This window comes from Mycobacterium sp. PSTR-4-N, from assembly GCF_022348085.1.
Classification (GTDB): Bacteria; Actinomycetota; Actinomycetes; order Mycobacteriales; family Mycobacteriaceae; genus Mycobacterium.
In genome coordinates this window covers 254578-276049 of record NZ_JAKRFN010000004.1, presented here as the reverse complement: position 1 = coordinate 276049, position 21472 = coordinate 254578, and the positions used below count along the sequence as shown (strand labels likewise).

General features: G+C 69.1%; 25 protein-coding genes. 7 read left to right on the top strand and 18 right to left on the bottom strand.

Annotated features, from left to right (window positions below):
- Nucleotides 1-9: 9 nt before the first annotated feature.
- Nucleotides 10-855, bottom strand: coding sequence for a siderophore-interacting protein (locus MHN84_RS08155; protein WP_241204118.1), 846 nt, complete (start codon nucleotides 853-855; stop codon nucleotides 10-12).
- Nucleotides 856-978: 123 nt separating this feature from the next.
- Between MHN84_RS08155 and MHN84_RS08150 the strand changes: the two genes are divergently transcribed.
- A complete protein-coding gene (locus MHN84_RS08150) occupies nucleotides 979-1635 on the top strand; it encodes a TetR/AcrR family transcriptional regulator (protein WP_241204117.1) in 657 nt (218 codons plus the stop codon).
- Nucleotides 1632-2288 (top strand): enoyl-CoA hydratase/isomerase family protein, encoded by a 657-nt coding sequence (locus MHN84_RS08145; protein ID WP_241204116.1) that lies wholly within the window; start codon nucleotides 1632-1634, stop codon nucleotides 2286-2288. Before MHN84_RS08150 ends, MHN84_RS08145 begins: the two co-directional genes overlap by 4 nt.
- Here the strand turns inward: MHN84_RS08145 and MHN84_RS08140 are convergent.
- From MHN84_RS08140 to MHN84_RS08125, 4 genes are all read right to left on the bottom strand, one after another.
- Nucleotides 2279-2608 (bottom strand): MGMT family protein, encoded by a 330-nt coding sequence (locus MHN84_RS08140; RefSeq protein ID WP_241204115.1) that lies wholly within the window; start codon nucleotides 2606-2608, stop codon nucleotides 2279-2281. The two genes, MHN84_RS08145 and MHN84_RS08140, sit on opposite strands and share 10 nt — an antisense overlap.
- A 101-nt stretch (nucleotides 2609-2709) precedes the next feature.
- Nucleotides 2710-3861 carry a DNA-processing protein DprA gene (gene dprA, locus MHN84_RS08135; protein ID WP_241204114.1) on the bottom strand — a complete coding sequence of 384 codons (1152 nt, stop codon included), beginning with the start codon at nucleotides 3859-3861 and terminating at the stop codon, nucleotides 2710-2712.
- Entirely contained in the window at nucleotides 3858-5369 is a 1512-nt protein-coding gene (locus MHN84_RS08130; RefSeq protein ID WP_241204113.1) for a YifB family Mg chelatase-like AAA ATPase, read from the bottom strand. The genes dprA and MHN84_RS08130 overlap by 4 nt, the downstream gene beginning before the upstream one ends.
- On the bottom strand, nucleotides 5369-5740 hold the full coding sequence (locus tag MHN84_RS08125) for a YraN family protein (RefSeq protein WP_241204112.1): 372 nt from the start codon (nucleotides 5738-5740) through the stop codon (nucleotides 5369-5371). The genes MHN84_RS08130 and MHN84_RS08125 overlap by 1 nt, the downstream gene beginning before the upstream one ends.
- A gap of 142 nt (nucleotides 5741-5882) precedes the next feature.
- On the opposite strand from MHN84_RS08125, the gene MHN84_RS08120 reads away from it, so the two are divergent.
- Both MHN84_RS08120 and MHN84_RS08115 read left to right on the top strand, forming a co-directional pair.
- Complete coding sequence (locus MHN84_RS08120) at nucleotides 5883-6707, top strand: DUF1206 domain-containing protein (protein ID WP_241204111.1); 825 nt, start codon at nucleotides 5883-5885, stop codon at nucleotides 6705-6707.
- Nucleotides 6708-6728: 21 nt separating this feature from the next.
- Nucleotides 6729-9218, top strand: a complete 2490-nt coding sequence (locus tag MHN84_RS08115) for an AMP-binding protein (RefSeq protein WP_241204110.1) — start codon at nucleotides 6729-6731, stop codon at nucleotides 9216-9218.
- Here MHN84_RS08115 and MHN84_RS08110 read toward each other — a convergent pair.
- The 8 genes from MHN84_RS08110 to rplS all read right to left on the bottom strand — a co-directional run bounded on the left by MHN84_RS08110 (nucleotide 9178) and on the right by rplS (nucleotide 15622).
- Entirely contained in the window at nucleotides 9178-9996 is an 819-nt protein-coding gene (locus tag MHN84_RS08110; protein ID WP_241204109.1) for an acyl-CoA thioesterase II, read from the bottom strand. The two genes, MHN84_RS08115 and MHN84_RS08110, sit on opposite strands and share 41 nt — an antisense overlap.
- Nucleotides 9993-11186 carry a CoA transferase gene (locus MHN84_RS08105; RefSeq protein WP_241204217.1) on the bottom strand — a complete coding sequence of 398 codons (1194 nt, stop codon included), beginning with the start codon at nucleotides 11184-11186 and terminating at the stop codon, nucleotides 9993-9995. Before MHN84_RS08105 ends, MHN84_RS08110 begins: the two co-directional genes overlap by 4 nt.
- Nucleotides 11187-11213: 27 nt before the next feature.
- Nucleotides 11214-11987, bottom strand: a complete 774-nt coding sequence (locus tag MHN84_RS08100) for an HAD-IIA family hydrolase (RefSeq protein WP_241204108.1) — start codon at nucleotides 11985-11987, stop codon at nucleotides 11214-11216.
- Nucleotides 11988-12039: 52 nt separating this feature from the next.
- Entirely contained in the window at nucleotides 12040-13254 is a 1215-nt protein-coding gene (locus MHN84_RS08095; protein ID WP_241204107.1) for a lipase family protein, read from the bottom strand.
- 50 nt (nucleotides 13255-13304) lie between these two features.
- Nucleotides 13305-13610, bottom strand: a complete 306-nt coding sequence (locus MHN84_RS08090) for a DUF2469 domain-containing protein (RefSeq protein WP_043407609.1) — start codon at nucleotides 13608-13610, stop codon at nucleotides 13305-13307.
- Nucleotides 13607-14350, bottom strand: coding sequence for a ribonuclease HII (locus MHN84_RS08085; RefSeq protein WP_241204106.1), 744 nt, complete (start codon nucleotides 14348-14350; stop codon nucleotides 13607-13609). Before MHN84_RS08085 ends, MHN84_RS08090 begins: the two co-directional genes overlap by 4 nt.
- A 35-nt stretch (nucleotides 14351-14385) precedes the next feature.
- Complete coding sequence (lepB, locus tag MHN84_RS08080) at nucleotides 14386-15165, bottom strand: signal peptidase I (protein ID WP_241204216.1); 780 nt, start codon at nucleotides 15163-15165, stop codon at nucleotides 14386-14388.
- 115 nt (nucleotides 15166-15280) lie between these two features.
- Entirely contained in the window at nucleotides 15281-15622 is a 342-nt protein-coding gene (rplS, locus tag MHN84_RS08075) for a 50S ribosomal protein L19 (RefSeq protein ID WP_143819229.1), read from the bottom strand.
- A gap of 358 nt (nucleotides 15623-15980) precedes the next feature.
- Between rplS and MHN84_RS08070 the strand changes: the two genes are divergently transcribed.
- Both MHN84_RS08070 and MHN84_RS08065 read left to right on the top strand, forming a co-directional pair.
- Nucleotides 15981-16922 carry a hypothetical protein gene (locus tag MHN84_RS08070; RefSeq protein ID WP_241204105.1) on the top strand — a complete coding sequence of 314 codons (942 nt, stop codon included), beginning with the start codon at nucleotides 15981-15983 and terminating at the stop codon, nucleotides 16920-16922.
- Nucleotides 16923-16939: 17 nt separating this feature from the next.
- Complete coding sequence (locus tag MHN84_RS08065; protein ID WP_241204104.1) at nucleotides 16940-17854, top strand: class A beta-lactamase-related serine hydrolase; 915 nt, start codon at nucleotides 16940-16942, stop codon at nucleotides 17852-17854.
- Between the two features lie 7 nt (nucleotides 17855-17861).
- Here MHN84_RS08065 and trmD read toward each other — a convergent pair whose 3' ends face one another.
- The 5 genes from trmD to MHN84_RS08040 form a co-directional block, all read right to left on the bottom strand.
- On the bottom strand, nucleotides 17862-18548 hold the full coding sequence (gene trmD / locus MHN84_RS08060; protein WP_241204103.1) for a tRNA (guanosine(37)-N1)-methyltransferase TrmD: 687 nt from the start codon (nucleotides 18546-18548) through the stop codon (nucleotides 17862-17864).
- 11 nt (nucleotides 18549-18559) lie between these two features.
- Nucleotides 18560-19081 (bottom strand): ribosome maturation factor RimM, encoded by a 522-nt coding sequence (gene rimM / locus MHN84_RS08055; RefSeq protein WP_241204102.1) that lies wholly within the window; start codon nucleotides 19079-19081, stop codon nucleotides 18560-18562.
- Nucleotides 19082-19324: an RNA-binding protein gene (locus MHN84_RS08050; RefSeq protein ID WP_003928628.1), complete on the bottom strand. Its 243-nt coding sequence runs from the start codon at nucleotides 19322-19324 to the stop codon at nucleotides 19082-19084.
- An 8-nt stretch (nucleotides 19325-19332) separates the two neighbouring features.
- On the bottom strand, nucleotides 19333-19842 hold the full coding sequence (gene rpsP, locus MHN84_RS08045; protein WP_241204101.1) for a 30S ribosomal protein S16: 510 nt from the start codon (nucleotides 19840-19842) through the stop codon (nucleotides 19333-19335).
- Nucleotides 19843-19996: 154 nt separating this feature from the next.
- The gene (locus MHN84_RS08040) at nucleotides 19997-20416 is read right to left on the bottom strand and encodes a nuclear transport factor 2 family protein (RefSeq protein ID WP_241204100.1); all 420 of its coding nucleotides are present in this window, start codon (nucleotides 20414-20416) and stop codon (nucleotides 19997-19999) included.
- 45 nt (nucleotides 20417-20461) lie between these two features.
- On the opposite strand from MHN84_RS08040, the gene MHN84_RS08035 reads away from it, so the two are divergent.
- Nucleotides 20462-21340 carry a D-alanyl-D-alanine carboxypeptidase family protein gene (locus MHN84_RS08035; protein WP_241204099.1) on the top strand — a complete coding sequence of 293 codons (879 nt, stop codon included), beginning with the start codon at nucleotides 20462-20464 and terminating at the stop codon, nucleotides 21338-21340.
- Nucleotides 21341-21472 lie beyond the last annotated feature (132 nt).

The window sequence follows — 21472 nt, the reverse complement described above, 5'->3', positions numbered from 1 at the left end:
TCGGTTTCGCTACCCGGCCTCTGCCGCGGCCAGTTCACGCTTCCATTCGCGGAACGTCTCCTCGGTGCGGCCGCGCCGCCAGTACCCGGAGATCGACGACGCCCATTTCGCGTCGATGCCGCGTTCCTTGCGGATGTAGGGCCGCAGGTTGTGCATGACCGCCTGCGCTTCGCCGTGGATGAACACCTGGACCTGTCCCGGCAGCCACGGCGCTTCCTTGACGGCGGTGATCAGTGGCGCATGATCGCCGGCCTGGTCCTCGAGCACGAGGTCGGCGCGGCCGCCGCGATACACCCAGCGGATGTCGACGCCGTCGGGCGCGGTCAGTTCGAGCATGTCCTCGGGGCCCGCCACCTCGATGATCGCTTGGCCAATCGCAGTGTCGGGCAACGCTTCCAATGCTGCGGCAATGGCAGGCAACCCCGCTTCGTCGCCGGCGAACAGGTACCAGTCGGCGGCCGGGTCGGGGGCGTAGGCACCGCTGGGCCCCATCACGAACAAGCGTTGACCCGGCTGCGCATTGGCGGCCCACGGACCCGCGACGCCGTGCTCGCCGTGAACGACGAAGTCGATGGTGATCTCGCGCCGCTCGGCGTCCGTCCGTCGCACGGTGTAGGTCCGGACGGTGGGCCGCTGCTCCGGCGGCAGCGCGGTGAAACTGTCGAGCGTCAGGGGTTGGTCGAGCGTGCTGACGTCCACCGCATCGTCTACGAACACCAATTTGACGTAGGCGTCGGTGTAGTCGTTCGGCGTGAACGTGTCGAAACCGTTGCCGCCGAGAATCACTCGCACGATGTGGGGACTGATCTGCTCGGTCCGCACCACCTCGAAGGTGTGCACCGGACGTCCTGCCACCTGACCGCCTTTCTGCGTTCATGTCGTGCGCCGGATGGCGCCCCCTCGACTATACGAGTGGTGCCGGCGACGCAGGGCCGTCCCTTCCGAATAACAGAGCAATCGCTCTGTTATGGTGTTGCCATGCCGAGGCCGCGGGTGCACGACCCCGACTCCGTGCTCGACGCCGTCGAGCGCCTGGTCAGCCGATCGGGGCCCCAAGCGGTGTCGATCCGCGCGGTCAGTGCGGCGATCGGGGTGTCCAATGGGGCGCTCTATCACACGTTCTCGTCGCGCAATGGGCTGATGGCCCAAGCATGGCTGCGGGCAGGCCGACGATTCCTGGCGGCGCAGACGACGCTCGTCGACAGCGCGCTGCAGCCGCACACCGGCGCCCCCGAGCCCGCGGTGGAGGCGGTGGTGGCCGCCGCCGACGCACCGATCACGTTCGCCGAACGCCATCCCGACTCGGCCGCGCTGCTGCTGCACGTACCCCGCGACGAGCTGTTGGCGGGAGCGCTGCCGGCCACGGTCGGCGATGCACTGCGCGACCTCGACACCGAGCTGATCGCGTTGATGGTGCGGCTGGCCGACGCGATGTGGAACCGCAGAGACGCCGCAGCCGTCGACGTCATCACCGCGTGCATCGTCGACCTGCCGACAGCCCTGGTGTTGCGTCGCGATCGTCTCGACTCCGCCACGGCGCGAGACCAACTGCGGGCCGCGGTGCGCGCCGTGTTGACCATTACCCCACCCGAGTACCGACGACCCGATAACCGAAAACAAGGACGACGACCATGAGCGTGACCATCACTTCCGACGACAGCATCGCGATCCTGGATCTGGGCGACGGCGAAAACCGTTTCTCTCCAGAGTTTCTGGATGACATCGACCAAGCCCTCGATCGAGCGCTGGCTGACGGCGCCCAGGCCCTCGTCACCACGGCCGGGGCGAAGTTCTATTCGAATGGCCTGGATCTCGAGTGGCTCGGTGCCCACAGCGATCAGGGGACGTGGTACGTCGGGCGGGTTCACCGCCTGCTGGCCCGCGTCCTCACACTGGAGGTGCCGACCGCAGCGGCCGTGGTCGGTCATGCGTTCGGTGCCGGAGCGATGCTGGCGCTGGCCCACGATTTCCGAGTGATGCGAACCGATCGCGGGTTCTTCTGCCTGCCGGAGGTCGACATCCGCATCCCGTTCCATCCCGGCATGGCGGCGCTGATCCAGGCCAAGCTGACGCCGGCGGCGGCCGTTGCCTCGATGACGACCGGACGCCGCTTCGGCGGGGCGGACGCTCACGCGTACGGCATCGTCGACTCCACCGCCGCTGAAGGTGAGGTGAGCGGCACTGCAGCGGATTTGCTGCGCCCGCTGGCGGGGAAGGACCGCGGGACGCTCGGAGCCATCAAGAACACGATGTTCGGATCGGTGGTGGACGCACTCCGTCAGGTGTGATCGTCCGCGGCATCCGGGCCGGCGTCCGGCCACCAGCGCGCCGCCGCCACGTCGACGATCCCGCGGCGCAGCGGGGTTCGCTCGTGATGCCACTGCGTCTGCGCTTCGATCATCAGGTGCGGGGGCAGGGTCCCGTTCGCGCGAACCACCCGCCACCAGGTCACCGCCGCGCCGTCGCGCGCCATCACGCCGCCCACGCCGCGCGGCCCACCGCGCTGCAGGTACTCGGCGATGTCGCCGTAGGTCATCACACGACCGGCCGGAATGCGGTCGACGACCTCGAGTACGGCTGCGGCGAACTGCTCGTGAGCGTCGTTCACCGGCGAAGCGTACTGCCGTAGTCTCCGAGCCGAGTCGGAGGCCGGGCAGGCACGTGCTCACCGGGATGGACGGCCGTGGCGGTTGGCGACGAAGGCATTTGTCACTGCAACTGAGACCCGTTGCGTCGCATGATTTTCCACTCGCCATCCTGCTGCGTGACCAGTCCACGGATGTCGAGCATGGTCAGCTGTCCGATCACCTCGGGCTCGGGCATACCGGCCGCCACGGCGATCTGATCCACCGACCGCGACCCTCGGCCGGGCAACGCCTCGTACACCACGAGCTCCTCAGCGCTCAGTCCGTCCACCTCGCCAGGCGGGCGCGGAAGCTCACCCGCGAACTCCCCGTAGTTGCCGACCAATTCGACGATTTCTTCGGCCCGCGTGACGAGATGAACTTCTTTGTCGTTCTTCAGCAACTCGTGACAGCCCACCGACGACGCCGACGTGATCGGCCCCGGAACCGCACACACGCTGCGACCCAGCGCTTTCGCCCACGCCGCGGTGTTGGCCGCCCCACTGCGAATCCCCGCTTCGACCACAACGGTCGCTCCCGACAGCGCGGCGATCAGCCGGTTGCGCGCCAGGAAGTGACGCCGGCAGGGCCTGCTACCGGGCGGATACTCGCTCACCACCACGCCGTGACGAGCCACCCGGTGCAACAACGCCGAATGCCCCGACGGATAGGGCACGTCGACCCCGGACGCCACCACCGCCACCGTCACCCCATCGCACGACAGCACCGCCCGGTGCGCCGCACCGTCGATGCCGTACGCCCCGCCCGACACCACGGCGACGTCACGCTCCACCAGACCGGCCGCCAGATCCGCCGCCGCGAACTCGCCGTAGTCAGTCGCCGCCCGGGTGCCGACCAAGGCTGCCGCCCGCGCGGGGACCTCGGCCAACGATGACGGGCCCAACACCCACAGCGCCAGCGGCGCATACCCCTGCGGCCTCTTGGCCTTCTCCACCCCGTCGAAACTGCCAAACGCCGTGACCGGCCACTCCTCGTCGTGCGGGGTCACCAACCGCCCGCCGAGACGGTCCAGCACCTCCAGATCCTCACGCGAACAGTCGATCCCGTGCCGGGCCTCCGTCGCGGCCAGCAACTTCGCATCCGGGAGATCGCGGCGGCGCACCCGCTCAGCCGCCTCTTCGACACCCATGGTTTCCACCAACGCAGCGATTCGCGGATTCGGCGCCTCGGCCACCCGAGACAGGTACGCCCAGGCCCGCCGCTCATCCTCGGTCATGACCGCTCCCCCACCTGCCGGTACGACAACGCCGCGACCACGTGCTCCCGAGACGGCGACACCGCACCTGCCAGATCGCCCAACGTCCACGCGACCCGCAGCGTGCGATCCATACCGCGGATGCTCAGCAGCCCGCGGTCCACGGCGGTCTTCAGCGGCTTCATCGCTTCTGCACCCAGCCGGTACCTTCGGCGCAGCAGAGCCCCGCTCACATCGGCGTTCGTGCTGACCCCGTGCGGCCGCCATCGCTCCTGGGCCGCCGCCCGGGCGGCCCACACCCGCTCCCGTACCGCCGACGTCGACTCGCCGGCGTCGTCGGCGAACGTCCCAGCCCGCGACGCATGCATCTCGACCCGCAGGTCCACCCGGTCCAGCAACGGACCCGACAGCCTGCTGCGGTAACGGCGCCGGTCCGCCGACGCGCACACGCAGTCGCGGGGATCGGGCGGCGCGCACGGGCACAGATTGGCAGCCAGCACGAGCTGGAACCGGCACGGGTAGCTCGCCACACCCTCCCGGCGGGCCAGGCGGATCACGCCGTCCTCCAACGGTGTTCGCAGCGCCTCGAGGGCGGAACTGTTGATCTCGGCGAACTCGTCGAGGAACAGCACACCGCGGTGCGCCCGGCTCACTGCGCCCGGCCGGGCCATGCCCGAACCGCCGCCGACGAGCGCGGCCACGCTGGAGGTGTGGTGTGGCGCGACGAACGGGGGCCGGGTGATCAGCGGGGCATCGCCGGTCAGCAGGCCGGCAACCGAGTGGATCGCGGTGACCTCGAGCGCCTCGGGCTGCGACAGCGGCGGCAACAATCCGGGCAGCCGCTGCGCCAGCATCGTCTTGCCCACCCCGGGCGGGCCCGTCATCACCAGGTTGTGGCCGCCCGCTGCGGCCACCTCGATGGCCCGACGCGCTTGCGGTTGGCCGACGACGTCGGCGAGGTCGACCGACACCTCCGGCGCCTGGTCGGGGTGGTCGATGCGAGCCTGCAAGTCGCCTTTGCCGGCCAGCCACGCATGCAGTTGGCCCAACGTGCTGACGCCCCATACGTCGACACCGTCGATCAGGCTGGCCTCCGCCAGGTTCTCGACCGGCACCACGACCGTCGGCCAGCCGTGGCGCTGGGCCGCCAGCACGGCGGGCAGTACGCCTTTGACCGGCCGCACGCGACCGTCGAGCGCCAACTCCCCCAGCAGGACCGCTTTCTCCAGTTTCGGCCACGTCTTCTTGCCTTCGGCCGCGAGCACTGCCGTGGCCAGAGCCAGGTCGTAGACCGACCCCATCTTCGGCAGCGTCGCCGGTGACAGCGCCAGCGTCAGCCTGGTCTGCGGCCAGCTGAACCCGCAGTTGTTGATCGCCGCGCGCACCCGGTCTCGGGATTCCTGCAGCGCGGCGTCGGCCAAGCCCACGAGGTGGACGCCGGGCAGACCGTTCGAGATGTCGGCCTCGATCTCGACGATGTGTCCCTCCACCCCACGCACGGCCACCGAGAACGCCCGCCCGAGCGCCATCACCCCACCCCCTGCAGGTGCGTGATCTCAGGAGCGCGGGTGCGGCCGAGCGTCACCGCGACGACGTCGATCCGCAGCTGCGCCCAGCTGCCGCCGCGTGCGGACAGCCACAGGCCCGCGAGGCGGCGCAGACGCTGCAGCTTCACCGGCGTCACGGCCGCCAGCGGCCCGCCGAACTGCTCGCCGGTGCGGGTCTTCACCTCGACGAACACCAGCGCCCGGGCGTCCTCGTCGGCAGCCACAACATCCAATTCGCCGTACCGGCATCGCCAGTTGCGGTCCAGAATCGTCAGCCCTAGCCCGCGCAGATGATCGACGGCGAGCTGCTCTCCCAGCGCCCCGATCTCGGCGCGACTGTGTGTCTTCGTCATGCCGCCACCCTGAACAGGCCCGCCGACACACCGGCCCCGCGTAGGGCCGTTCATCCCCAGAGCCGAATCCATCCACAGACCGGTTTCGGCAGCGTCAAAACCGGGGAACCGGAGAACCACCGTCGGCCCCGGAGGACACATCATGACCAGCAGCCCCGCGAATCTGCACGGCGTCGCACACCGCGCGACCGGCAGCGACGCCTTCGAATACGCAGCTCGCGCCGGGTTCGCCGCCAGTGGCGTGCTCCATCTTCTGGTCGCGTACATCATCGCGCAGCTGGCGTTCACCGGCGCGAGCGGCAACGCCGATCAGTCCGGCGCGCTGGCCACGCTGGCCGCGCAGTCCGGCGGCAAGATCGCGTTGTGGGTCGCCGCGGTTGGGCTGGCCGCTCTCGGCCTCTGGCGGGTGGCCGAAGCCATCATGGGCGCCAAACCTCGCGAGGCCGCGGGCCGCCGCGGGGACAACCCCGGGTGGAAGCGGGCGAAATCGCTCGCGATGGCCGTGGTGAACTTCGCGATCGCGTTCTCGGCCGCCAAGTTCGCAATGGGCAGCGGCCAGCAGAGCAGCCAGCAGAACGCGGGCATGTCGGCTCAGCTCATGCAGTCCGGCGGCGGCAAGCTACTGCTCATCGCGATCGGTATCTGCGTCATCGCCGTCGGCGGCTACCACGTGTACAAGGGCGCCTCCGAGAAGTTCCTCGACGAGTTGACGGTGTCCGGTGGACGCCTCGTCACCGCCACCGGCGTCGCCGGCTACGTCGCCAAGGGCCTGGTGCTCGGTGGTGCGGGCGTGCTGGTCATCATCGCGACGCTGCAGGCCGACCCCGCCAAGGCCAGCGGCCTCGACGCGGCGGTCAAAACACTGGGCCAGGCCCCGTTCGGCAAATTCCTGCTGATCCTGGCCGCACTCGGGATCGCCGCGTTCGGCGCCTACAGCTTCATCCGGAGCAAGTACAACCGCATGTGAGGCCCAGGTAAGGTCGCCCTTATGCGGCCGCTGATCGACCACCTGCGCCGGTTCGCGGACCGCACGGCCATCCTCACCGAGACAACGGAACTGACCTACGGACACCTCGCGGATCGCGTCGAATCGTGCGCACTGACGCTGCCGCGACTCCGCGCTCTCGTCCTGCTCGAGGTCGCCAACGACATCGAGACGCTGACGCACTATCTGGCGGCGCTGGCCGCCGGCCATGTCGTGCTGCCCGTGCCGGCCGGCGGCGACACCACCGCGCTGACCGCCACCTACCGGCCCGATGTCGTGATCGACCGGACCGGCGTCCATCTCCGCGACACCGGCGGACATGCGTTGCACCCGGATCTGATGCTGCTGATGTCGACCTCGGGCAGCACCGGCTCCCCGAAACTCGTGCGGCTCTCCCACACCAACGTCGTGTCCAACGCCCACGCCATCGCCGACTATCTCGGCATCGTCGACACCGACCGCGCTGCGACGACGCTGCCGATGTCGTACTGCTACGGACTCTCGGTGGTGCACAGCCATCTGCTCGTCGGAGCGGCACTCATCCTCACCGAGCTGTCGGTGTCCGAACAACCGTTCTGGGACCTGTTCGTGCGGCACCGCGGCACCACCTTCGCCGGCGTGCCCTACACGTTCGAACTTCTCGACCGGGCCGGCTTCGCCGACAGGGAACTGCCGCATCTGCGCTACCTGACGCAGGCCGGCGGACCGATGCCGCCCGAGCGCGTGCGACGCTACGCCGCGCTCGGACAGCGCCGCGGCTGGGAGCTGTTCGTCATGTACGGCGCGACCGAAGCCACCGCTCGAATGGCCTACCTGCCACCGCATCTGGCGCAGACGTATCCGCACGCCATCGGGGTCCCCATCCCGGGCGGCTCCCTGAGCCTGGAACCGCTCGACGGCTGGCCCGACGACGAGGCCGGCGAACTCACCTTCCGCGGACCGAACGTGATGATGGGATACGCCGAGCGGATCGAGGATCTGGCCGAAGGCCCCTCACTGCAGGAGCTGCGCACCGGAGACGTGGCCCGCCGCAGCGGGCCCGGGCTCTTCGAGATCGTCGGGCGGACAAGCCGATTTGCGAAGATGTACGGGCTCCGCGTCGACCTGCAGCGGCTCGAGCGGACGCTGGCCGAACGTGGCGTGACCGCCCTGTGCACCGATGCCGATGAGCGGCTCGTGGTCGTCGCAGAGGGCACCCACGATCCGGCCGACGTGCGCAGACTGGTCGCCGACACGGCCGCCGTGCCGGTGGGCGCGGTCGACGCCGTCGCCGTGCCCGAATTGCCGCTGCTGCCCTCCGGTAAGCCCGACTACCCGACGGCGCGCACCCTCGTCGCGCCCCGCGCGCAGACCGACGACGACATGACGGGCGTGTTCGCCGACGTGTTGCACCTGGACCCCGCTCACATTGCCGACGACGCCACGTTCGTCGACCTCGGCGGCAATTCCCTGACCTACGTGACGATGTCGGTGCGGCTGGAGCGGATACTCGGCCACCTGCCAGCCGACTGGCCACGGGTGCCGATCCGCGAACTCCGGCACCGGCCCGCGCCGCGGCCCCGCTGGTGGCGATCCTGGGGCAGCACGATCGAAACCAGTGTGGCGTTGCGTGCGCTGGCGATCATCCTAGTTGTCGCGTCGCATGCCGAGCTGTTCGAGATGTGGGGTGGCGCGCACATCCTGCTCGGCATCGCCGGATACAACTTCGCCCGGTTCTGCCTGACCCCGCTGCCCCGCGAGGTGCGCGTCCGCCACCTCGGCGCCACGATCGGATGGATCGCTGTGCCCGCCGTGGCGTGGATCGCCGTCGCACTGGTGCTGACCGACGACTATCACGCATCGAACCTGTTGCTGGCCAACAAGTTCCTCGGCCCGCACGACAGCATGACGGCGGGGCGGCTGTGGTTCGTCGAAGTGCTGGTGTGGACGTTGGTGGCGCTGGCCCTGCTGTTGTGGTCACCCGTGGCCGATCGGGCGGAACGGAGGTTCCCGTTCGCGTTCGCGGCAGTGTTCCTCGCTGGCGGTGTGGCGCTGCGCTATGACCTGCCGGGCTTCGGCCTGGGCCACGATGCGTGGTTCACGATGCTCGCGTTCTGGTTCTTCGCCATCGGTTGGGCGGCGGCGAAGGCGAGCACCGGCCTTCAGCGACTCGCGGTGACGGTGGTGTTGGTCGTCGGCGTACACGGCTATTTCGGCAACACCGTGCGAGAGACCCTGGTCACGACGGGGTTGGTGCTGTTGATCTGGCTGCCGGCGGTGCGGTGCCCCGCCGTGGTGGCCGCCGCGGCGGGTGTGATCGCTGAAGCGTCGCTCTACATCTATCTCACGCATTTCCAGGTGTATCCGCTGTTCGGCACCCACAAGCTCTACGGCGTGATCGCCTCCATCGTCATCGGCATCGCACTGACCGCGGTGATCACCCAGGTGCGGCAGCGGATGCGGGACCGTCGCGTCACGACGCGGAATCCGGCGCGGGCTCCCGCTCTGCGATGAGGCCCTCTTGGGTCAGCGTGGCGGCGATCACGCCGTCACGTCGTATGAGTGACGCCGTGACGACGCCCCGGCCCCGGGCGGCCGCCGGCGAGCGACATTCGAGCAGATTCCAGTCGTCGGCCCGCAGCTCGCGGTGAAACCACATCGACGAATCGGTGGTGCCGCTGCGGTGCGTGCGTGAGCGCATCGAGTGGCCGTGGACCTGCAGCGCCGGGTCGATCAGATAGACGTCGGTGACGTAGGCCGCGACCAGCGTGTGCAGCAGCGGATCGTCGCCGAGGTCCACATCGGCGCGCCACCACAGTCGCCGGACGAATTCGTCGCCGGCACCGGTGTCGACGATCCGCAGGTCGAGTTCGTCGAGCGGCATCGACGGTGCCGGGCCGGCAGGACCGGTGCGCGGCAACGTTTCCGGGTCGGCACCGACATCCGCGGTGCCGTGTTCGGGGCCGGGCAGCCCCGCCGCGAAGGACACCGTCGCCGTCGTCAGCAGCCGCCCGTCCTGGGTCGCATCCACGCGGCGGGACGCCGCCGTGCGGCCGTCGAACACCCGCTGCACCCGGTAGTCGACGGCGGCTCCGGCGTCCCCGCCTCGCAGGAACTGAAGGTGCAGCGCGGTCGGGGCCTTCGCGATCTCCACGGTGCGCGCCGCCGCGGCGAGACTCTGCGCGACCAGCTGACCGCCGTAGGAACGCTTGCCGTCCGGCCCGCTCGCCGGCCCGCGCCATCGGTCGTCGTCGAGGGCGGTGACATCGAGCAGCTCCAGCAGCCGGCTCACGCGACGGCTCCCGCCGCGCGCAGGGCGTCGATGCGCCTTGCGTCGAATCCCAGCCAGTCACCGAGCACGGTCGCGGTGTCGTCACCGAGCGCCGGCGCGACGGCCGGCGGCGGATACGTCCCGTCGATCGCCATCGGCACGCCCGTCGCGGCGTACCGGCCGATCCGAGGTTGCTGCAGCACGGTGAACAGCGGGTTGTCGGCGACGCGGTCCGCAGCCTCGGCGAACGTGCGGTAGCGCTCCCACAGCACCGACGTGTCGTCCAGTGCAGCCGTGATCTCCTCCCCGGTGTGACGGGCGAACCAGCCGGCGAACAGTGCGCTCAGCGCGTCCCGGTGCGCGTAGCGCTCGCCCTCGTCGGTGAAGTCGGCACCCAGCGAATCTGCAAGCGCAGCAACGTCATCGGCGGTTCCGGTGAGTGCGGTCAGGTCGCGGAAGTGCCGGTTGGTCAACGCCACCACCATGAACACGGAGCCGTCGCTGCCGGTGAAGTCCTGCCCGTAGGTGCCGTAGACGGCGTTGCCGATCCGCGCCCTCGACGTGCCGCAGACCATGGCCTCGGTGAGCAGGCTCAGGTTGCTCGCCGTGGCCAGCGCGACGTTCTCCAGCGGGATCGAGACGTGTTGTCCGGCACCGGTGCTGTCGCGGTGACGCAGCGCGGTCACCACTGCCAGCGCGGCGTAGAGCCCGCAGCTGACGTCCCAGGCCGGCAGCACGTGGTTGACCGGGGCCGCGGACTCCGGCGCGCCGGTCGCGAGCGGAAAGCCGATACCGGCGTTGACCGTGTAGTCGACCGCGGTGCCGCCGTCGGCACGGCCGGACACCTCGACCTGGATCAGGTCGGGTCGTCGTGCACGCAACGTCTCGTAGGCGTGCCAATCCCGGCCGGTGACGTTGGTGAGGAACACCCCGCTGTCGGTGATCAGCCGGGTCACGACGTCGCGCCCGTCCTGCGATCGCATGTCGACGGCCAGCGACCGCTTGCCCTTGTTCAGGCCGGCCCAGTAGATGCTCTCGCCGGCGTCGGTCAGCGGCCAGCGGTGGTAGTCGGCGGCGCCGCCGATCGGGTCGACGCGGACCACATCGGCGCCCAGCTGCGCGAGCGTCATCCCCGCCAGCGGTACCGCGACGAAGCTGGAGATCTCGACGATCCGCACCCCGGCCAACGGCCGTGTCGGGTCCACAGTCACAGTCACGGCGCCAAGTGTAGGGAGGGCTCAGATCAGCTCGATCGCCTCCGCGATCGAGGGCAGTACCCGGCTGGGGCGGAAGGGGTAGCGTTCGACGTCCTCGATCGTCGTCGAGCCGGTGAGCACCAGGATCGTCTCCAGTCCCGCCTCGATGCCGGCGACGACGTCGGTGTCCATCCGGTCCCCCACCATCACCGTGTTCTCCGAGTGGGCCTCGATCTGGTTGAGCGCGCTGCGGAACATCATCGGGTTGGGTTTGCCGACGAAGTAGGGCTCCCGGCCGGTCGCCTTGGTGATCATCGCGGCCACCGAGCCGGTGGCCGGCAGCGGCCCTTCGGCCGACGGGCCGCTGACGTCGGGGTTGGTCGCGATGAAGCGGGCGCCGCCGAGGATCAGCCGCACCGCCTTGGTGATCGCCTCGAAGGAATACGTGCGGGTCTCGCCCAGCACCACGAAGTCGGGCTCGACGTCGGTCATCGTGTAGCCGGCTTCGTGCAGCGCGGTGGTCAGGCCGGCCTCTCCGATGACGTATGCCGAGCCGCCGGGCAGTTGGTCGGCCAGGAACGTGGCGGTCGCCAGCGCCGATGTCCAGATCGCGGACTCGGGCACGGTGAGACCGGAGCGGGCCAACCGCGCCGCAAGATCTCGCGGGGTGAAGATCGAATTGTTGGTGAGAACCAGGAAGGGCCGCTCGCGGTCGGCGAGGGTCTGCAGGAATTCCGCGGCCCCGGGGAGCGCGTGTTCCTCACGGACCAGAACGCCGTCCATGTCGGTCAGCCAGCACTGCGGTGCGGTGCGCATGCCCCCAGTCTGTCAGGCGCGCGGCGTGTCCGGGCACGGGCCGGGAGAACGCTCAGCCGTGGCGTCGACGCCGCAGTCGCGGCAGCGCGCCGGCCAGATCGCGGTAGGTGCCGGTATCGAGGACCGCGGGCCAGGTGCTGCGACCGCCCCGGTGCTCCTTGTCCAGCCGATTGCCCAACCACCGCAGGCTCATCGGCACCGCGAACGGGTACAGAAGTAGGTGCTCGGCCAGCGGGTCGCGGTGATAGCGCACCGTCGCACCGCCCTCGGTGTAGCGGCGCACCAGACCGTCGACGTCGCCGACATCGACGATGCGGTCGTGCACACCCTGGATCACCAGGACCGGCATGCTCGGGATCGCCTGGCCGAGCCTGGTCATGTCGAAGATGTACCGCAGTTCGGGCAGGGCGAACAGTTCGTCGAAGCTGAGGTCGACGTAGTCGGAGATGTCCTTGTTGCGCAGCCGCCGGATCGCCGAGCCGGTCGACATCTCCTCGATCTCGCGCAGCAACGCCTTGCCTTCGTCGGTCGCGTGCGTGTCGACCACCGCGCGCGCCTCCGGGAACACATGGACCAGGGAGGCGATCATCAACGCGGCCAGGCCTGCCCAGGTGGTCGAATTCAACCGTCGCGCAACGTTTTCCGGATCGACGACGGGCGAGCCCAGCACGGCGCCGGCGATGTCGAGTTCAGGCGCGTAGTCCGCAGCCGCCTCGGCGGCCCACCCGGTGGCGAGCCCTCCGCCCGAATATCCCCACATCGCCATACGGGCGTCCGACGACAAGCCGAGTGCCTCGTGTGAGACAGCGGCACGCAGCCCGTCGAGCACGCGGAAGCCCGCCTCGTACGGAGCACCCCACATGCCCGCCAGCCCCTCGTGGTCGGGGATGGAGACCGCCCACCCGCGCGCGAGTGCCGCGGCGACGAACAGGAATTCGGCCTGCACCGACGCCCCGACCAGCCGCGAACCGAGGCGCAGCGCATACGACGGGAAGCAGCGCGCGGCGACGGCGTCGATGGCGCACTGATAGGACAGCAGCGGGCAGTTCTGAGGGTCCCGTCCCTTCGGCACCACGACCGTGGTCACCGCGGCCTCGGGCCGGCCGTGGGCGTCGGTGCTGCGGTACATCAGCTGGGTCGCTGCGCCACGGCGGATTCGGCCGAAGAACGCCAGCTGCACGCGGCGCGACCGCACGACCGTGCCCGGTGGCACGTCGGCGAGGCCCGGCGGCGGGTCGTAGAACGGGTCCTCGCCCGGCTCGGGCACTGACGACGTCGTGCCTGTTCGGCCCCCTGCGTCCTGCCCCACTTCCACGCCTACTCCGGCAGCCGCAGCTCGGGCTTGTCGACCTCTTCGATGTTGACGTCCTTGAACGTGATGACGCGGACCTGTTTGACGAACCGGGCGGGCCGGTACATGTCCCACACCCAGGCATCCCCGAGCCGCAGTTCGAAGTACACCTCGCCGTCGGCGTTGCGGGGCACCATCTCCACACTGTTGGCCAGGTAGAACCGCCGCTCCGTCTCCACGACATAGCTGAACTGCCCGACGATGTCCTTGTACTCCCGGTAGAGCGAGAGCTCCATCTCGGTTTCGTACTTCTCGAGATCCTCGGCACTCATCGGCTCAGCTGTCCTTCGCGTAGGTCGTACAACTCCGAGTCCACTGAACCCAGTGAACTCATCCTGTCAAAATCGTCTCGGCCGTCATCGTCGACCTGCCCCTCGGGTTCCCCCGATACGAGCCGTCGCACATTGATGAACGAATAGCGGTGTTGGGCCGAGGGCCCCAGCCGGGCCAGCGCGGCGCCGTGCGCCCGTGTGCTGTACCCCTTGTGCTCGGCGAAACCGTAGCCGGGAAGTTCATCGTCCATCGCGACCATCAGCCGATCGCGACTGACCTTGGCCAACACACTGGCGGCGGCGATGCAGGCCGCCGCGGCGTCTCCGCCGATCACCGGCAGGGAGGGCGTCGGCAGTCCGGGCACGCGGAAACCGTCGCTCAACACGTAGCCCGGGCGCACCGGCAGGCCGGCGACCGCCCGTCGCATTCCCTCGATGTTCGCCACGTGCACACCGCGGCGGTCGACCTCCACCGAGGGTATGAAGACCACGTGGTAGGCCAGCGCATACCGCTTGATCACCGGGAACAGCCGCTCGCGCTCGGCCTCGCCGAGCTTCTTGGAATCGTCGAGTGCGGCGAGGCTCTCCAACCTGTTGGGTCCGAGCACGCAGGCCGCCACCACCAATGGGCCCGCACAGGCGCCCCGGCCCACCTCGTCGACGCCGGCCACCGGACCGAGTCCGGCCCGGTAGAGCGCCGATTCGAGGGTGCGCAGACCAGACGACCTGCGGATCACCATCCTCGGAGGCCACGCCGGCACTGTCGAGCCTCCCGCTAACTCTGCGGATCCACCGAGTTCACACCGCCCCACCGCGACGGCGGCCAGGCGATGAAACGGGCCTTGCCGATCACGTTGTCGACGGGGATCGTTCCCGCCACCGGGTCGCCGGTGCACAGGATGCCGCGCTGCACGTCGGCCGGCTCGTTCGAGCAGTGTGCGCGCGAGTCCGCCGAGTGGGTGCGGTTGTCGCCCATCACCCACAGTCGCCCGTCGGGCACCGTCACCGGACCGAATTCGTTGCCCAGGCACGGGTACACCGCCGGGTCGGCGTTCATGGTGTTCGGATCGAGGTACGGCTCGTCGAGCTTCTTGCCGTCGACCGTCAGCCCGGTCGTCACCCGGCATTCGACGGTCTGACCGCCGACCGCGATGACGCGCTTGACGAGGTCGTTTTCGTCCGGCGGGACGAAGCCGATGAACGAGAGCGCATTCTGCACGGTGCGGATGGCCGGGTTCTCGGATCGGATCGACTTGTAGCCGATGCTCCAGTTGGGCGGCCCCTTGAACACGATGACGTCACCGGGTTCCGGTTGGGAGAACCGGTAGGTGAGCTTGTCGACCATGATGCGGTCGCCGACACACCCGTTGCAGCCGTGCAGCGTAGGCTCCATCGATTCCGAGGGAATCAGGTAGGGCCGCGCGATGAACGTCAGCATGACGTAGTAGAGCACCACCGCAACGGTGATCAGGATGGCTGCTTCGCGCAGCGCTCCGCGCTTCTTCTTCTCCGGCTTGTCCTCCGGATGGTCCCCGGCGGCCTCCGACTGGTCGATCGCCTCGTCGGCGGACGTGTCGTCGGTTTCGGGGGTGTCCCTGGGTCCGGTCACGAGATCAGCGTAGCCAGGAGCCGGCTCGACACCGCGCCGAGCACGGGCGGGCGAAGCGCTGTCAGCGCTTCTCCTTGATCTTGGCCTTCTTGCCGCGCAGCTCACGCAGGTAGTACAGCTTGGCCCGACGCACGTCACCGCGGGTGACGACGTCGATGTGGTCGATGTTGGGCGAGTGCACCGGGAAGGTGCGCTCCACGCCCACGCCGTAGCTCTCCTTGCGGACGGTGAAGGTCTCGCGGATCCCGCCGCCCTGGCGGCGGATCACGACACCCTTGAAGACCTGGATGCGTTCCTTGGAGCCCTCGATGACCTTGACGTGGACGTTGATCGTGTCACCGGGACCGAAATCCGGGACGTCGTCGCGCAGCGACGTCTGGTCGACGAAATCCAGCGTGTTCATCGGTCACACTTCCTCGGTGTCGGCGGCTGCTGGCGGCGTCGCGATGACGCGCGCAGAGCCTGGTGGTTCGGGCGTCTGGGGCCTGTCGTGCAGCGCGGCGACGGTGTGCCGGCCGTGCACAGACAACTGCCCAATCATGCCAGACGGAGCCGCGATCTCTGAAATCGGCGTCGCGGCTGGTGCACGGGTGGGTCCGTCGGGCGGCGGCCGATACTGACACGGTGATGACGCCGGGTTGGCGGCGGGCTTACCGAGCAATGCCCAGCGGGTACACAGCCGTTACGCTGAATGGTACGGGCGCGCCGAACGCTGGCCCGTTCACAGCATCAGGGCAGGCCCACATCCGGGAGGACGAGCGATGCGACGGCGGCCGTGGCGGCTGGCCAAGACCGCAGCCAGCATGGGTGTGGTGGCTGTGGCCCTCGGCGCCTGCCAGGCCGAGGTGTTCGGCTCGCAGGCGCGTCCGGACGGTCCGCAGCTGACGGTGATCGCCCCGGTGGGGACGGCCGCGGCGCTCCCCCAGCAGCCCGTCGATCAACCGCCGGCCGCTTTCCGCGGGCTCGCCGACCGCGAGCGCCAGGCGACCGCCACCGCCGCCGTCGAGGGTGCCGACATCACCGCAGCCGTGTTGGATCGCAACACCGGTGAACTCGTGACCAACGGCAATGACCGGCCGATCGCGATCGCCTCGGTGGTCAAGCTGTTCATCGCCGACGATCTCCTTCTTCAAGTGGCCAGGGGCCAGACGGCGCTCTCCGACGATGACCGCGAGATGCTCGACGTGATGCTGCGCTCGTCTGACGACAGCGCAGCCGAGGTGTTCTGGAACCGCAGCGGTGGCAGCGCGATCATCGATCGCGTGGTCGGCCGTTACGGACTGACCGCCACCCGCCCGCCCACCAACGGCAGGTGGTTCAACACGACGAGCACGGTGGTAGACCTGGTGCGCTACTACGACAAGCTGCTGGCAGGCAGAGGGGGGCTGCCTGGTGAGCAGGCCAGCGTCATCCTGTCCAACCTCGCTGCGTCGACGCCGACCGCCCCCGACGGCATGGTGCCCGGCGGGGTGTACCCCCAGCGGTTCGGCATTCCGGAGGGCCTGCCCGGCGACCCCGTTGCGGTCAAGCAGGGATGGATGTGTTGCGTCAACTCCGACTGGATGCACCTGTCCACCGGTGTGATCGGTCCCGACCGCCGCTACGTGATGGCGATCGGTTCGATGCAGTCCACCGATGCAGCGACCGCCCGCAAGACCATCACCGACGCGGTCCGGACGATGTTTCCGGACGGCCGGATATGACGACCCCGAGGAGAGATATGCAGAGCTGGTCCCGGCGCCGCGTGACGGCCCCCGTGCTGTGTGCCGCCGTGCTAGTCGCCGCCGGATGCCAGGCGCAGTCGCCCCCACCCCAACGCACCCAGCAGTCTGCGGTGGCGCCGCAGAGCAACTCGGTGCCGTTGCCCGCCGCTCCCCCGGCGCAGCCGTCGGCCGGGCTGGTCGATCTCGACGCCCGCATGCAGCGGGCCACCGATGATGCCGCGTCCGCCACCGGCGCCGCCATGACGGCCGTGGTGATGGACCGCACCACGGGGCAGGTGGTGTCCGACCGTGGCGACCAACGCTTCCCGATCGCCTCGGTGGTGAAGCTGTTCATCGCCGACGATCTGCTTCTGCAGGTGGCCGAGGGCAAGACCACCCTGTCGCCGAGCGACCGGCAGCAGCTCGACATCATGCTGCGCTCCTCCGATGACAGCGCCGCGCAGAACTTCTGGGATCGCAGCGGCGGCAACGCGATCATCGGGCGGGTGGTGGCCCGCTACGGATTGACCGGCACCACAGCGCCGTACAACGGGCATTGGGACGTGACGCAGAGTACGGCGAACGACCTCGTTCGCTACTACGCCAAGCTGCTCGACGGCAGTGGCGGGTTGCCGCCCGAGCAGGCCGACATCATCATGGGAAACCTGGCGAAGTCCACCCCGACCGGCACGGATGGATATCCGCAGCGCTTCGGCATCCCCGAGGGCCTCTACGCCGAGCCGGTCGCCGTCAAGCAGGGCTGGTTCTGCTGCTGGAACGGCGGCAATCAGCTCCATGTGTCCACAGGGGTGATCGGCGCCGACCGCCGGTACGTGATGGCGATCAGTTCACTCGATCCAACGAGCGAGGCAGCCGCGCGCCAGGACATCACCCAGGCCGTCAAGACGATGTTTCCCGGCGGCAGGATCTAGACGACCGTCACTGCAGCAGGTCGGGGCGCCGTTCCCGCGTGCGCTCGAGGCCCTGCTCGCGCCGCCACGCGGCGATGCGGGCGTGATCACCCGACCGCAACACCTCCGGTACCTCGAGATCGCGCCACACCGCGGGCCGGGTGTAGCTCGGGCCCTCGAGGAGCCCGCCAACCGACTCGGAATGCGAATCGTCGCGGTGCGACTCCGGATTGCCGAGAACCTCGGGCAGTAGCCGCAGCACGGCCTCGATCATGACCACGGTCGCGGATTCGCCGCCCGGCAGCACGTAGTCGCCGATGGACACTTCCTCGACCCGCATGCGCCGGGCCGCGTCGTCCATGACCCGCTGATCGATGCCCTCGTAGCGGCCGCAGGCGAAGACCAGATGCTTCTCGGCGCTCCAGCGCTGCGCCACCTTCTGGGTGAACAGCCGACCGGCCGGGCTCGGCACCACGAGAAGGGTGTCGGCAGAACAGATCTCGTCGAGCGCCTCGCCCCACACGGGGGCCCGCATCACCATGCCGGGCCCGCCACCGTAGGGGGCGTCGTCGACGGAGCGGTGGACGTCGTGGGTCCACCGCCGCAGATCGTGCACCGCCACGTCGACGATGCCGGCGTCGATCGCCCGTCCGGGCAGCGACTGCCGCAGCGGCTCGAGGAACTGCGGAAAGATCGAGACCACATCGATGCGCATGCCGGTGCCCCTCAGCTCAGGTCGAGCAGACCCTCGGGCGGGTCGATCACCACGGATTGCTCGGACAGCGACACCGAGATCACGATCGCGGACACGAACGGTACGAGCACCTCGGCTCCGTCGTCGCGCGTCACCGCCAGCAATTCGCCTGCGGCAGTGTGCAACACCTCTGCGACCCTGCCGACGACGGTGCCACCGACGGTCGAGACGGTGAGCCCTTCGAGCTGATGATCGTAGTACTCGTCCGGGTCCTCGATCGGGGGCAAGGTGGATGCGTCGACGAGGAACAGCGTGCCGCGCAACGCGTCGGCGGCGTCGCGGTCGGCCACGCCGTCGACGCGAATGAGGAGCCGATCGCCGTGGCTACGCACCGACTCGATCCGGTACTCACGCTCGGCTCCCCCGCGCGGCGCACGGCCGCGCAGGGTGGCGCCGGCGACGAATCGGCCCTCCGGGTCGTCGGTGCGGACGTCGACGGCGAGCTCGCCGGTCACGCCGTGCGCCTTGACCACACGCCCGACCACGAGGTCCATCTACTGGTCGGTGTCCACCACGTCGACGCGGATACCGCGGCCACCGATACCGGCCACCAGGGTACGCAGCGCGGTCGCGGTACGCCCGCCCCGCCCGATGACCTTGCCCAGGTCGTCGGGGTGCACGTGCACCTCGACGGTGCGACCCCGGCGGTTGGTCACCATGTCGACGCGAACATCATCGGGATTGTCGACGATCCCGCGCACCAAGTGCTCGACCGCGTCGACCACGACTGAACTCACGGTGTCGCTCAGCTTTCAGTGGCGCCGGCGACGGTGGCGTCCTCGCCCTCGGCCGCGGCCTCGGACTTGTCCGCCGATCCGGACGGATCAGCGGTCGCCTCGACGTCGGAGGCTTCCTTCTTGGCGGCCGGAGCCTTCTTCTTCTTGGGCGTGGTGGCCTCGGTGGACGGGGCGCCGTCGGCCTCGGACAGTGCGGCGTTGAACAGGTCCAGCTTGGACGGCTTGGGCTCCTTGACCTTCAGCGTGCCCTCGGCGCCGGGCAGACCCTTGAACTTCTGCCAGTCACCGGTGATCTTGAGCAGCGCGAGCACGGGCTCGGTGGGCTGAGCGCCCACACCCAGCCAGTACTGGGCGCGCTCGGTATCGACCTCGATGAGGCTCGGGTCTTCCTTGGGGTGGTACCGGCCGATCACCTCGATGGCGCGACCATCACGGCGGGTGCGCGCGTCGGCGACGATGATGCGGTACTGCGGATTGCGGATCTTGCCCAGACGGGTCAGCTTGATCTTGACAGCCATGAAGAACTACTCCTGTGGTTTGCCACGCTGCAATTCGGCGATGCGGGCGGACTGCCCGATCCGGTTTTGCCTCACGTGTGTGACTGCCGCGGGGCCTGAGTCCCGGACAGACAGCCGCCCATTGTGCCAGAGCGCTGGGCGGGAACAGAAATCGTCACAGGAGCTTGTCGAAGCACTTCTCCTCGACCCGCTTGCTCATCCGCCACCCCTGCTCGGTGCGGATGAATTCGTCGACGTACCAGATCCCCACAAAGTAGACCTGACCGGAATCGCCGCCCATGACCATCGGGTTGAAACAGATCGCGCGCGATGTCGCGGTGTCGCCCGAGATGCGGATGTCGACGTTGCCCAGCATGTGGTAGTAGATCGGGAAGTTCGGCAGCACCTCCTTCAACCACGCCTTGACCTCGGGGAACCGACCCTCGATGCCGCCGGCGACGCTGTAGTCGATGTACGCGTCCGGGGTGAACACCGCGTCGAGGTCATCGAAGCGCTTCTGGTCGATCGCAGTCGAATAGTCGATCAGCAACTGTTGGATCTCCAGCCGATCGGAGATCTCCTCGAGGCTCAACATTCCTCGATTGAACACGATCGCGACATCCCGTTAGGCTCGGCCGCCATGATGAGGCTTCTCACATGCCTGGCGGTGATTCTGGTCGGCAGCGTGACGGCTCCCCACGCCGTCGCGACTCCGGTTGCCGGGGTGAGCCAGCCCGCCGGCAGTGTCCCGATCCCGGTCGGCCCGGCCGAAGCGTGGATCGTCGCCGACATGGACACCGGCGCAGTGCTGGCGGGCCGCGAGGAGAACACCCGGTTCGCGCCGGCGAGCACGATCAAAGTGCTGCTGGCGCTCACCGTGCTCGATGAACTGCCTCTCGACGCGACAGTCGTGGCCAATGAGCCCGACACCGCGGTCGAATGCAACTGCGCGGGCGTGACACCGGGCATGACCTACACCACCCGTCAGCTGCTCGAGGCGCTGCTGCTGGTGTCGGGCAACGACGCGGCCAACACGTTGGCGACCATGCTGGGCGGTCGCGACGTCGCCACGGCCAAGATGACCGCGAAGGCGGTCAGCATCGGCGCGCGCGGCACCACCGCCGGTTCACCGTCGGGCATCGACGGCCCCGGGATCGACATCTGGTCCACGCCCCACGACCTCGCCGTGATCTTCCGCGCCGCGATGGCCAACCCGGTGTTCGCCCAGCTCACCTCCCAGCCCACGGCCGTCTTCCCGACGGGCACCGGGGATGTCGTGCTGGTCAATCAGGACGAGCTGCTGCACCGCTACCCGGGCACGTTCGGCGGCAAGACCGGCTACACCGATCTCGCGCAGAAGACGTTCGTCGGCGGCGCCGAGCGTGGCGGCCGCCATCTGGTCGTGGCGCTGATGCACGGTCTGGTCAGGGAAGGCGGGCCGACCTACTGGGATCAGGCGGCTGCGCTCCTCGATTGGGGTTTCGCGCTGGGGCCGAACGCCGGTATCGCCACGCTCTAGCGGCGCCACTCGCGCCGAGACTGCGGGGAGATCGCATGTCGGCGCCGGTATGCGATCTCCCCGCAGTCTCGAGCGTCGCTACGGCGCGAAATCGCTACCCGACGGTGATCTGACCGAGTCCTCCCATGGGTA